The sequence below is a fragment of the Alteromonas sp. AMM-1 genome (genome assembly GCF_047290655.1).
GTDB lineage: Bacteria > Pseudomonadota > Gammaproteobacteria > Enterobacterales > Alteromonadaceae > Alteromonas > Alteromonas mangrovi.
The window spans coordinates 1-9,592 of the sequence record NZ_JBLBUE010000141.1 but is presented as its reverse complement, the minus strand read 5'-3'; the positions used below and the strand labels follow the sequence as shown (position 1 = coordinate 9,592).

Annotated in this window: 10 protein-coding genes and 1 pseudogene; 7 read left to right on the top strand and 4 right to left on the bottom strand. The window is 43.6% G+C overall.

The window, feature by feature from the left end; genetic code table 11:
- From ACLR2L_RS16310 to ACLR2L_RS16285, 6 genes and pseudogenes are all read left to right on the top strand, one after another.
- Positions 1–688: MBL fold metallo-hydrolase RNA specificity domain-containing protein (locus tag ACLR2L_RS16310; RefSeq protein WP_413369581.1), on the top strand; the 688-nt coding region annotated here is incomplete at its 5' end.
- A 555-nt stretch (positions 689–1,243) separates the two neighbouring features.
- Entirely contained in the window at positions 1,244–1,534 is a 291-nt protein-coding gene (locus tag ACLR2L_RS16305; RefSeq protein ID WP_413369580.1) for a hypothetical protein, read from the top strand.
- Positions 1,535–2,083: 549 nt separating this feature from the next.
- Positions 2,084–2,254: pseudogene (locus ACLR2L_RS16300) on the top strand (IS5/IS1182 family transposase); the annotation flags it as partial.
- A gap of 358 nt (positions 2,255–2,612) precedes the next feature.
- On the top strand, positions 2,613–3,062 hold the full coding sequence (cynS, locus tag ACLR2L_RS16295; protein WP_140957387.1) for a cyanase: 450 nt from the start codon (positions 2,613–2,615) through the stop codon (positions 3,060–3,062).
- A 153-nt stretch (positions 3,063–3,215) separates the two neighbouring features.
- The gene (locus tag ACLR2L_RS16290) at positions 3,216–4,760 is read left to right on the top strand and encodes an EAL domain-containing protein (RefSeq protein ID WP_140957385.1); all 1,545 of its coding nucleotides are present in this window, start codon (positions 3,216–3,218) and stop codon (positions 4,758–4,760) included.
- Between the two features lie 48 nt (positions 4,761–4,808).
- Complete coding sequence (locus ACLR2L_RS16285; protein WP_413369577.1) at positions 4,809–6,011, top strand: MFS transporter; 1,203 nt, start codon at positions 4,809–4,811, stop codon at positions 6,009–6,011.
- On the opposite strand, the gene ACLR2L_RS16280 is transcribed toward ACLR2L_RS16285, so the two are convergent.
- Positions 6,000–6,371, bottom strand: coding sequence for a diacylglycerol kinase (locus ACLR2L_RS16280; RefSeq protein ID WP_413369575.1), 372 nt, complete (start codon positions 6,369–6,371; stop codon positions 6,000–6,002). The two genes, ACLR2L_RS16285 and ACLR2L_RS16280, sit on opposite strands and share 12 nt — an antisense overlap.
- 141 nt (positions 6,372–6,512) lie before the next feature.
- Here ACLR2L_RS16280 and ACLR2L_RS16275 point away from each other — a divergent pair, with 141 nt between their 5' ends.
- Positions 6,513–7,604, top strand: a complete 1,092-nt coding sequence (locus tag ACLR2L_RS16275) for a mechanosensitive ion channel family protein (protein WP_413369573.1) — start codon at positions 6,513–6,515, stop codon at positions 7,602–7,604.
- Here the strand turns inward: ACLR2L_RS16275 and ACLR2L_RS16270 are convergent.
- The 3 genes from ACLR2L_RS16270 to ACLR2L_RS16260 all read right to left on the bottom strand — a co-directional run.
- The gene (locus ACLR2L_RS16270) at positions 7,597–8,229 is read right to left on the bottom strand and encodes a tetratricopeptide repeat protein (RefSeq protein WP_140957377.1); all 633 of its coding nucleotides are present in this window, start codon (positions 8,227–8,229) and stop codon (positions 7,597–7,599) included. The two genes, ACLR2L_RS16275 and ACLR2L_RS16270, sit on opposite strands and share 8 nt — an antisense overlap.
- Positions 8,226–9,035, bottom strand: a complete 810-nt coding sequence (locus tag ACLR2L_RS16265) for an SDR family oxidoreductase (RefSeq protein ID WP_413369571.1) — start codon at positions 9,033–9,035, stop codon at positions 8,226–8,228. The genes ACLR2L_RS16270 and ACLR2L_RS16265 overlap by 4 nt, the downstream gene beginning before the upstream one ends.
- An 11-nt stretch (positions 9,036–9,046) precedes the next feature.
- Positions 9,047–9,592, bottom strand: a 546-nt coding sequence (locus tag ACLR2L_RS16260) for a TenA family transcriptional regulator (protein ID WP_413369569.1), incomplete at its 5' end; no start/stop codon positions are given.

Genomic DNA, 9,592 nt, shown 5'->3' with positions numbered 1-9,592 from the left:
TATTCTTATCCCATCATTTGCAGTTGGACGAACCCAGGAGATTATTTTCAGGCTGGGCGAGCTTTTTCAAAAAGGCAAACTAACACATCAGCGTGTCTATCTGGACAGCCCAATGGCTATTGCCGTAACGGAGATTTATCACAAATACCAGGACGTGTTTAACGATGAAGATATGGCGGAAATTAATGAAAGCGCGCAGCTTATGCACAGTAAATCGCGCAGTCTGCATTCATTGTTGCCCATGTTGAAATACTCGACCACTACAGAAGAATCAATCAGCCTGAATAAAGTAGTAAGTGGAGCCATTATTATTGCTGGTAGCGGTATGTGTAATGGCGGGCGCATAAAGCACCATCTTAAGCAAAACCTATGGCGTAAACAATCGCACGTAATATTTGTGGGATTTCAAGCCGTTGGCACACCAGGACGTTCTTTGGTTGATGGCATAAAACGCATAAAAATGGCCGGTGATGACATTGCCGTAAATGCACAAATCCACACAATGGGTGGTTTTTCAGCCCATGCAAGCCAATCACAATTATTGGACTGGTTATCGCATTTCACCAACAAACCCAGACTATATCTGGTACATGGCGAGCAAGACACCAAAGTACAATTTCAGCAGGTAGCAAAGCAACACAACTGGCACGCTAATATACCTGAGCTTGGCCAACGAATTGAGATTTGATCTTACAGTTAACGAATTTGAGCGTATTGGTTATTAAAAACGAGGGGAAACCCCTATAGGAAAAGAGGTCTGTAAATGGGACCGTGTTTGAGAATCCAATCGGGTTATTAATCGAATTTCAATCCCATTTATAGGCCACAAATAATGAATACCTTCGTTAAAGCTGTTTTCTGGTTTCTGGTGTTATTTCCTGCAACTGTAATAACTGTTGTGTTGTTTATCGTCTCACACATTTGCAAACCATTTTTTAAAACAAGATAACGTTGTGAAAATTGCGCTAAAGCTGTAATAAGAGGTGCCGATTACTACAAAACACTCAATTTAACATAATATAAAATCCATTTTAGCTAAGAGTCTGGTTAGAAGAAGATAGATACTGCGCTATAAAATGACCTTATTAATGAAAGTTCAAATACTAACATCTTGTCGTTAGCATAAAATTGCAGGATTACTAACTATTATCCGCTAAGCAAAATGTGCAAATTCAAATCTCGATACGTGCGAACAGTCGTAAGGTATCCCGAGCATGACCAACGAGTTTGCTGACCGCACGACATGTCACGCATCGAATGGGTATTAAGGCCGGTAGCTTATCTGTCAAAAGATGACCAAGGAACGTTCCCAAAAGGATGTCGAATCATGGGCAGTGGTGGCCTCAATGAATCGAGCCGTAACGAACGTTGCTGGTATCTGATGCCGACCTGGGTAAAAGAAATTGCAACCATCGACGACAAACCGCGTCGAGCTAAAGGCGGAGGGATTGTGCTGAAAAGCACAGGCGAAATTGTGCCAAGCCCGTGGACGGTAAAAATAACGCCCATGGGCATTTACATCATTAAAGCGTGATTAGCTGGCGTTAGTGTTGTGAAGCTCACAGCCAGCGGTGAACGCTGCTTGTGAGCGAACAACACACCAAACAAGGCCCCTACACACTCAAATACCAAATTACTCATAATGTATATTATGTTAAATATGGTATTTTCTAGCAATAGTAGATGCCGAGTGTTGATGATTGCCACACAAAGCGCGATTTAATGACAGTATTATTCACAATAATATATGGGATTACCGTTCGTTTGGATAAATCTATCGCGAAGATTCCCGCTTATCCATTTTACCGGTGGCGCTATACAGAAATCGATACTTATCCATAACGGTGCATTTGGCGCAAATCGATCCCTAAGCTTGGTTGATTTATTGATGCCCTCATCAATACTCGCTAGCCAATCGAGATCGAAGGCATCTTCTGGCTGACTACCTATAATACCTCACCAGAGGCTGCAGATTGACGACAAAGGCCAGGACGTAAGTCCGGGCCTTTGATCTATTAGGCATAGTGAAATAGGAGTGTTCACCAAGCTAAAAGACAAATCCCTTCAGCAAGTTGAGCTCGAAATGGTTTACATCAACGAGCTGGTTCCCGAAGACCATTTGGTTCGCCTTATCGATATGGCTATCGATTTTGAGTTCATCCGTGATGAAGTCGTTCACCTTTATTGTAAGATCAATGGCAGACCAGCCGCAGACCCCGTTCGCTTCTTTAAAATCCTGTTTCTCGGTTACTTGAGATCTTCATTTGAGTAATAGTTGGAATGAGTGCAGCCATTACACCTGTTTGTTCCCTGTCCTGACTACACTGCTCTTATTTGGTGCGCAATGTACTCTTTGCTGCGCAACTATAGTTCAATCCTGCTCTATCTTCCGATAATCATTTAGCCCAGAGTTTTGTTTTAAAAGTACTTTAATCAATTGGCATTATATCTGCTGTACATAAACTGAAACGTACCAAGCAGTAAACAAGTCACAATTTTAACGGATAAAGGCGTCCTGTCTGGCTAATCATTTAGTCAGCAAGGACGCCTTTTGCATTTTTAGACCTTATTAACAGGCTTTAACTGTACAAATACTTACAGAGGAAAGAGCAATGATTACAGATCGCACGCAAGTTACCGCAATGATTCAGTCTGCCAAGGTAAAAAAAGGCATTAAGTGGGCTCACGTTGCCGACATAATTGGTCAGTCTAAGGAATGGAGCACCGCAGCTTGTTTGGGCCAAATGGCTATGAGTAAAGAACAAGCAGAAAAAGTAGGTGATCTATTTGAACTGAGTGATGAAGCTGTCGCCTGGTTACAAATCGTACCCTACAAGGGATCATTACCTACAGCGGTTCCTACTGATCCCCTTATTTATCGATGGTATGAATTAGTGAATGTGTATGGCACCACATTAAAAGAACTGATCCATGAGGAATTTGGCGACGGCATTATGAGCGCGATTGATTTTTCCATGGACCTGCAGCGTGAACCCGATCCCAAGGGTGACCGTGTAAGCGTAGTGATGTCAGGTAAGTTCTTACCCTATAAAATGTATTGAGTTTAAAAAGGGTACTTGTGCATAGGTACGCGTACCCTACTCTGCATAAATTGCCAGCCATCAGACCGTTAGAGCAACACGTCGCACGTTGCAGCATTAAACAAATATAATGTTATACTAAAGTTGTGCTTGTTTTATGGATATTGGCACCGTATGCCATCTACAAATAATTATCACTTCTTGTCGTTCGCATTTAAGCTGGTCATCAGTGCATCTGTTAGCATCGGTGTGTATTTAGCGGCAACCAAATATCTGGAGAAGGATTTTGAAACCGTTATCCATGCTGAAATTCAGGATTCCTTCGCCGAAATATCCAATATAACCAACGAACTGTATGTTGTTTTTAATGAGCTTAAATCCTTAAACGCTACTGAATGTAACGATGAGTTGTTACTGGCAATGCGCCGGCAATTATTCAATGCAAACTACACAAAGGATTTAGGCTTTTTACAGGGCGAATATATGCTCTGTTCGACCGGCATTGGCGTGTTCGGTTCTCCTGTGTATGTTGATGTAGCAGATTATATCGGGCCAAAGGGATTAGAAATTTGGGTAGACAGAGGAATCGAGTTATTTGATCAGCAGGTAAAAGCCATGATCATCCGAAGTGGTGATTTTAATGCGGTCATTACTCAACAGCAGTTCGATTCACTTATTCATATTCCTGTGCAGTGGCGCATTGTATATCATTATGAACAACAGCATGTTCATGTTGCAGGCCACAAAGCACTCCCCGTTCCCGACTCTCAGCAGCACAAAATTGATGAAAACTATTTTTATCAGACTGATTGCAGCGATACAGTACCCTATTGTATCGGTACTCTCACTCCCCGGAGTTACTTTGAGCAGTACAATCACAAACTGTTAACCCTTTGGTATGTTATCTCTATTTTAATTGGCGTATTTTCACTTGGTGCAATGTTGGTAACCAGTAATCTCCGTCGGGCTCCTAAATCGAGAATCATGCGAGGATTAAAGGCTTCGCAGTTTTATTGCGACTACCAACCTATTGTTGAATTATCTTCAGGTCGCATTATTGGTTGCGAAGTATTGGCAAGATTTAAAGACAATTCCGGGCCAATATTTCCGGATGCGTTTATTCCTATTATTCAGGATACAAACAAAACCTGGGAATTCTCGGTTCAAATAATGAATCGGGTTTATAAAGACTTTTCAAAGGTTGATCTCAACCTTAAACCGTTCAAGGTTAACATTAACTTTTTTGCACGAGATATCGATAACGGTCGGGTTTTAGCGGTTCAACACCACAGTCTGGCCAGTCTCCCCGGGATCAAGGTTGTGGTAGAAGTCACTGAAAGTGAACAACTTGCCAGTTTGTCCAGCAAAAACACCTTACAATTACTCAGTCAGAATGGATTTCAAATCGCAATTGACGACTTTGGAACGGGGTATTCTAACCTTGGGCAATTGCGCCAATTTACTTGTCATACACTCAAGATCGATCGCAGTTTTGTGAGTGAAATGGAAGATGGCTCCATACGTTCATCCTTAATACCTCACGTGGTAGACATTGCTAAAAACATCAATGTTAATATTGTTGCGGAAGGTATCGAAAATGACAAACAGCGAGTTGCGCTTATGCAAGCAGGCATTCAATTCGGACAGGGGTATTATTTCGGCAAACCCATGCCATTACTTCAGTTGATCACTCAACTAAAGTCAGACAAGTCGCTGTGATTAATGATAAAGTAACGCCTCTTTTTACCTGGTACATTTCTATAACCAATGACAGATTCACGGTTATTCTCTTCACAGTTCTCCTGGTTTCTATTGGGTCGGGGTGTTTTCAGCACCATCGAATCAATTATGGGTGTGGCCTTTGCCTGGCACTTGTATCAATTAACCAAGGATCCCTTTGACCTGGCATTAGTGGGATTATTCCAAATAGTCCCGGTGTATTTGCTGTTTCCTATAACCGGATGGGTAGTAGACCATCTGTCCCGAAGTAAAATTTTAGTGTTGGGTGCAACTGCGCAGCTTACCGTGCTCGTCGGGTTTGCGTTGCTCATGCAAACAGCTGATTTCAACAAATGGTGGCTGCTGTCGCTCATCAGTATTTACGGATGTGCAAAAGCGTTTATGTCTCCCACATTACAAGCGACTTTGCCCAACCTGGTAAAACCACATCAACTTAACCAGGCCGTAGCCATAACCAGTACGGTATGGAATATAGCGCTGACTATTGGCCCTTTTGTTGCAGGATTACTCATTGCCCTGCTCGACCGGAATATTTATTGGCTTTTAGTATTTGCCGCGTGCGGAACATTAACAAGCTTTTTGCAGCTCCCCGCGATGGGGCCTGCCAATGCCGCCGGAGGAAAACGTGACCTCTTAGGCGGTTTGCGTTTTCTAAAACAGAATCAAGTGGTATTTGGCAGCTTGGCCCTCGACCTCTTTATAGTGTTGTTAGGCAGTGTAGTTGCATTACTGCCGGTATACGCGGCAGATATTCTGCATGTTGGGCCGGAAGGATTGGGATTGCTCCGCGCGATGCCAGCGGCAGGTGCGGTGTTAATGGGTATATACCTTTCGCGGTTCAAAACCGAATTTGCGCAAACGGGTACCACTTTATTTAACGCTTTGTTTATTTTTGCCGGCTCTATTTTGGTATTTGGGCTGTCTACCAATATCTGGATTTCTGCCGTTGCGCTGTTTGTTTACGGTGCATCAGATATGATCAGTGTGGTAATTCGCGGAGCGGTTGTTCAATTAAATACTCCCGATGCCTTGCGTGGACGGGTCAGCGCGGCTAACTCTATCTTTATTGCGTCATCCAACCAACTGGGCGATTTTAGAGCGGGCAGCGCTGCCGCTGCATTGGGTCCGGTAAATGCCACACTGGCCGGTGGCATTTGTGCATTTGCGGTGGTTATTGCAGGAAGCTATTGGTTTAAAGACTTGCGTCAGTTAAAAACCTTAGAAAAATAATCCGTACAAAATACCACCCCAACAGAGCAGCGCCAGCATAATGGCCATAAATACAGCGGCAGAGCCAATATCCTTGGCTTTGCCGCTTAACTCATGTATTTCAGGTCCGATACGATCAACCACGGCTTCTATTGCGCTGTTTAACAACTCAACAATAATGATCAGCAATAGGCTGCCTATCATTAAAATACGTTCCATCATGGATACATCCAGCCACAGGCTGACTGCAATGCCTACTATCAGCAGAAAGCTCTCCTGACGGACTGCGGGCTCACTCAGAAAAGCGGCTTTTAACCCTTTTAATGAATACCAGGTTGCATAGTACAAGCGCTTGTAACCCGTGACCTTTGTAACAAACATAACATGATCCCAAAACTGTGTGACCGGCATAGTACCAAACTAATGCGACGAGAATATGAATCTCTGGTGTGTCGATTGCAAGTTTAACTGTAACTGAGTGTGTAGATACCTTTACCAATCACTTTGAAATAAAGGTAACCAATGGATTTTGCTAACATTTTAACAACCCAGCAAACAATTACCGCAGCGGCCTGTATTATCGTTCTGTTGTGCCTTTATCTGGCAAAACGCCTCTTTTTGGTGCGTTTGCGCGCCCAAATTCATCAGCAAGACAGTCAGGTAACGCACTTTTATCAGGTACTTGCACTAGCACTCAATGCACCTTTAAATCTCATCATCTTCACCATTTTATTGTGGCTAAGCCGATATGGTTTTGACATTACCGGCGTATGGGCCTACCCAGACAGTGAAATAGTGGCAGATGTAATTCGCGCACTTATTATCATTACTTTTATTTTATTTATAGAGCGTTGGGTAACTTACGCCATCAAAGTATACGCAGCGCGTTCATCATTGCTTACCAATACACGCAGTATTGCCAGTGGCGCCATTCGTGCCTGTTTAATTGGGCTAGCCATCTTATTGGTATTGGGATCCATGGGTATTTCGGTTACGCCATTAATTGCCTCTTTGGGGATCACGTCTTTGGCGGTGGCCCTTGCCCTGCAACCCACACTGGAAAACTTCTTTTCAGGGGTACAAATACTCATCGACAAGCCATTCCGCATTGGCGATTTTATCGAGCTGGAAAGCGGTGAACAGGGGTTCGTAGACAAAATTGGCTGGCGTTCGACCTGGATAAAAATGCTCCCAAATAACATTGTAATTGTGCCCAATGGTAAAGTGTCGCAATCTAAAATCATTAATTATTACTACCCGGAAAAAGAACTTTCTGTTCCGGTAGAAGTAAGTGTGCATTACCGCTCAGATTTAGAGTTCGTTGAGCGCGTTACACTCGATGTTGCCAATCAGGTTTTGCAAGAACACGAATGGGGCGTAGAAACCTACGAACCCTTTGTGTTATTCCATACGTTCGATAATTCGAGTATTAACTTTACGGTGATGCTGCGAACCAAAGAGTACTTCAACCGATTTTTCGTAAAATCCATGTTTATTAAGAAGCTGCACAAGCGCTATAACGAGGAAGGGATTGTTATTCCCTTCCCCATTACCGCCATTAACCTTCAACAAGAACAGGAAGATACCGTTGTTAATACAGACAGAACTAATTAAGTTTTGCTTCTACCCGCTGTTTTAACGTAGCTATTTCCAGTTGACGGCCTTTATCTGCCAGCGGGCGGTCTGCCCTCGGTGCTGCGGTTTGCGCTACCTGCAAATGTTCGAGTGCTTTTGCGTATTGCTTATTATCGTAAAAGTATTCCGCTGCAAAATAGTTGCTGTCGATACCATCCGGACTCTGTTTTAATCCGGCAAGTATGAGCTCTTTCGCTTTTTTGTCATCACCAAATCCTAACGGCCATCCCGGCACCTTGTGATAGAGCACGCCCAAACTTACCATTGCGGATCCATTCAACGCATTTTCGTCTAACCGGAGTGCCTGCTCGAAGTTTTTCTTGGCTTTTTTAGCCAAAGACAGTGCCCCTAACCCACCTTTCGCTCCAGCAAAACTCGACTGAACAATGCCAAGCCATATATGAGCTTCCGCAGAATCAGGTTGAGACTTCACCCAGGCTTCTGCTTTTTCAAGTAAGGTATTAAAGGCTTTTTCCTGGTCGTCACCCGTTAAATCGTAATTCACGTGTGCCCAATCTTGCTGAACATCTAACAACGTATCAGCGTGCGCAGATACAGCTAAAACTGACACAGACAGAAGTAATGCAGACAGTAAACGTTTCATATTTTCGCCTCCGAAACAGCAAAATTTGCGTATCGTTTGATTATGGGTAATTGCTTTACTAATGCAGAATCCACAATAGACGGAAAGACTGCATTCATTTTAACAAACAGTCGTTCTGGCCAACCCAGCGTTTTGCGGGGTTGCTGTTTGTTGATTTGTTGAATTAATTCCTGAGCAACGTAAACGGGGCTGTCAACTTTGGTACCCAGCGCTTTATTCAGCGCAGAGACCTCACCAGCATTAATCGTGGTGTCTGTTGCTCGGGGCGCAAAGTAATGCACATTTACACCAGTGCCATGTAATTCCCGGTACAAACTCTCTGAGAAACCTTTAATACCGAACTTACTGGCGCAATATAATGCTTGAGAGGGGTAACCAATGCTGCCAAACACAGAGCCAACATTCACAAGGTAACTGTGACTTTGCAGTTTTAACAAAGGCAGTAGCCTTAATGTTAGCGAGATGGTTGCAGTTAAATTGGTACCAATAACCTTGTTTATTTGATGATTACTCGTTTGCTCAAATAATCCAAAGCCACTCACCCCTGCGTTATTGATAAGCATGGTGAGTCCGCCATGTTGATTTACCGCATTAAACACGTTGTCTACACCGACCTCTGTTGCGAGATCGGCAATAACATAACTATGACGCTGGTTATTGAGTTCATTCAATAACGCCCGCAATGTCACTTCATTGCGTCCGTGCAGTATCAGCGTTGCGCCCAGCTGTGAAAGCTGGCGCGCGATTTCTTTACCAATTCCACCGGTTGCGCCCGTGATGAGACATACCTGATCCTGCCAGTTCATTATCATGTTCCTTATGCGGCCATCGGTAAACCGTGCTGGTTATCCAGTTCACGGAATATACCGGCATAAAGACGGTAGAACATTTTAGCACTGTGAATAATGCATGCCTGTTCTTGTTCATCTGTGATCTTGTTCATCAGATTTTCAAAGAAGACAATGTGTTCCTGATCCAGTGCACCGTGAGATGTTAAATAACTGAACGCCTTTTTGGGTAACGCCAGTGTTGTTGCAATTTGTCTTGCCGCACTGTCTGCGATGGTTATGCTGGTACCTTCCAGCACAAACACCATGCCAAAAAAGGCCAGTGGATTATTACGGGTTACTGTGTCGTAAGCGTAGGCAACCATTAGCTCAGTTGAAGCCGCTGGTTTACTGTGCCGTGCTGCTTCTTTATTAGCGCCACATGCTGCCAGGTCGTTGAGGATCCATTCCTGATGGCCCATTTCTTCTTCAATGTATTCGCCAATTGCTACGCGTAACCACTCCTGATCATCACGTAACCTGCTGCCTGTTGCCATCAGCAAAGGTACTGTGTGTTTAACGTGATGATAAGCCTG